Origin of the sequence: Paraburkholderia mimosarum LMG 23256 = NBRC 106338 (genome assembly GCF_000739815.1) — a bacterium.
In the GTDB taxonomy this organism is placed as follows: Bacteria; Pseudomonadota; Gammaproteobacteria; order Burkholderiales; family Burkholderiaceae; genus Paraburkholderia; species Paraburkholderia mimosarum.
Window position 1 is genome coordinate 1 of the sequence record NZ_BBJJ01000254.1, and the last position, 2,017, is coordinate 2,017.

Annotated in this window: 1 protein-coding gene; it reads left to right on the forward strand. The window is 70.9% G+C overall.

Annotated elements, in window-relative coordinates; translation table 11 throughout:
• Window positions 1–2,017, forward strand: a 2,017-nt coding sequence (locus BMI01S_RS37155; RefSeq protein ID WP_042293296.1) for a condensation domain-containing protein, incomplete at both ends; no start/stop codon positions are given.

A 2,017-nucleotide genomic window follows, 5' to 3' on the forward strand; every position in this document is an offset into this window, starting at 1 on the left:
CCGGCGAGCCGCAGCTGGTGGCCTATGTGGTGGCCGCAGCGGAGGCGCAGGAAGCGCAGCTGGCGGCGACGCTGCGCGCGCATCTGGTGGGGCAGTTACCGGACTACATGGTGCCGGCGGCGTTCGTGCCGCTGGCGGCGCTGCCGCTGACGGCCAACGGCAAGCTCGACCGCCAGGCGCTGCCGGCGCCGGCTGACGATGCGTATGCGCGGCGGGGTTACGAGGCGCCGCGCGGGGAGCTCGAGACGGTGCTGGCGCAGCTGTGGGCGGAGCTGCTGGGGCTGGAGCGGGTCGGTCGGCATGACCACTTCTTCGAGCTGGGCGGGCATTCGCTGCTGGCCGTGCGGCTGATGGAGCGGCTGCGGCAGCGCTCGCTGGGAGTAGAGGTGCGCACGCTGTTCGCGCGGCCGGTGCTGGCCGATCTGGCGGCCAGCCTGGGCCGCCATCAGGAGGTCGCGGTCCCCGCCAACCTGATCACCGCGCACAGTACGGCGATCACCCCCGGGATGCTGCCGCTCATCGGGCTGAGCCAGCCGGAGATCGACCGGGTGGTGGCCACGGTGCCCGGAGGGCTGGGCAACATCCAGGACATCTATGCCCTCTCGCCGCTGCAGGAGGGCATCCTGTTCCATCATCTGCTGGCCAGCCAGGGCGATCCGTACCTGCTGGTCTCGCAGATGGCATTTGCCGGTCGTGACCTGCTGGAGCGCTATCTGGCGGCAGTGCAGCGGGTGGTGGACCGGCACGATATCCTGCGCACGTCGTTTGTGTGGGAGGGGGTGTCCAGTCCGGCGCAGGTGGTGTGGCGCCAGGCGCGGCTGGAGGTGGTGGAGGTTGAGCTGGACGAGGCTGACGGGCCGGCTCACGAGCAGCTCAGGCGCCGGTTCGATCCGCGCGGGCAGCGAATCGATCTGGGGCGGGCGCCACTGATACGGTTTGTGACGGCCCGGGAGCCGGGCAGCGGGCGCTGGCTGCTGCTGGGGCTGCAGCATCATCTGATCGGCGATCACACGACCTCAGAGGTAATGCATGCGGAGGTCCAGAGCGTGCTGGCGGGACGTGAGCACGAGCTGGCCGAGCCGCAGCCATTCCGTAACCTGATAGCGCAGGCGCGGCTGGGTGTGGGAGAGCAGGCGCATGAGCAGTTCTTCCGGGAGATGCTCTCGGAGATTGACGGGCCCACCCTGCCGTTCGGGCTGGGCGAGGTGCGCAGCGACGGCAGCGGGGTGGACGAGGCGCGGCGGCAGTTGCCGCAGGCACTTAACGACCGGCTGCGGCAGCAGGCGCGGCGGCTGGGGGTGAGTCTGGCCAGCCTGTGCCATCTGGCGTGGGCGCAGGTGGTGGCGCGCAGCAGCGGGCGCGAGCAGGTGGTGTTCGGCACGGTGCTGTTCGGGCGCATGCATGGTGGCAGCGGTGCGGACCGGGCGATGGGCCTGTTCATGAACACGCTGCCGGTGCGGCTCGACGTGGATGGAACCGGGGTCGAGGAGAGTGTGCGCCGCACGCACGCGCGGCTGGCGGCGCTGCTCACCCACGAGCATGCCTCGCTGGCGCTGGCGCAGCGCTGCAGCGGCGTTGCGGCGCCTGCGCCGCTGTTCAGCGCGCTGCTGAACTATCGCCACAATACGCAGGCGGCGCTTCAGGGCGCGGTGGGCGACGATGTCCTGGACGGCATGGAGTGGCTGGGTGCGCAGGAGCGCACCAACTATCCCCTGACCCTGTCGGTGGAAGACTCCGGGCAGGCGCTGGGCCTGACGGCGGAAGCGGTCGAGCCGGTTTCTGCGGAGCGGGTGTGCGGCTACATGCAGTGCGCGCTGGAGCAACTGGCGGACCTGCTGGAGCGCTCGCCGCACACGCCGGTGCGGGAGCTGGAGATCCTGCCGGGGCAGGAGCGCGGGTATCTGCTGGAGGAGCTGAACCGCACGGAGGCGGCGTATCCGTCGGAGCGGTGCATCCACGAGCTGTTCGAGGCGCAGGTGCGGCGGGCACCGGAGGCGGTGGCGCTGGTGCATGAGGG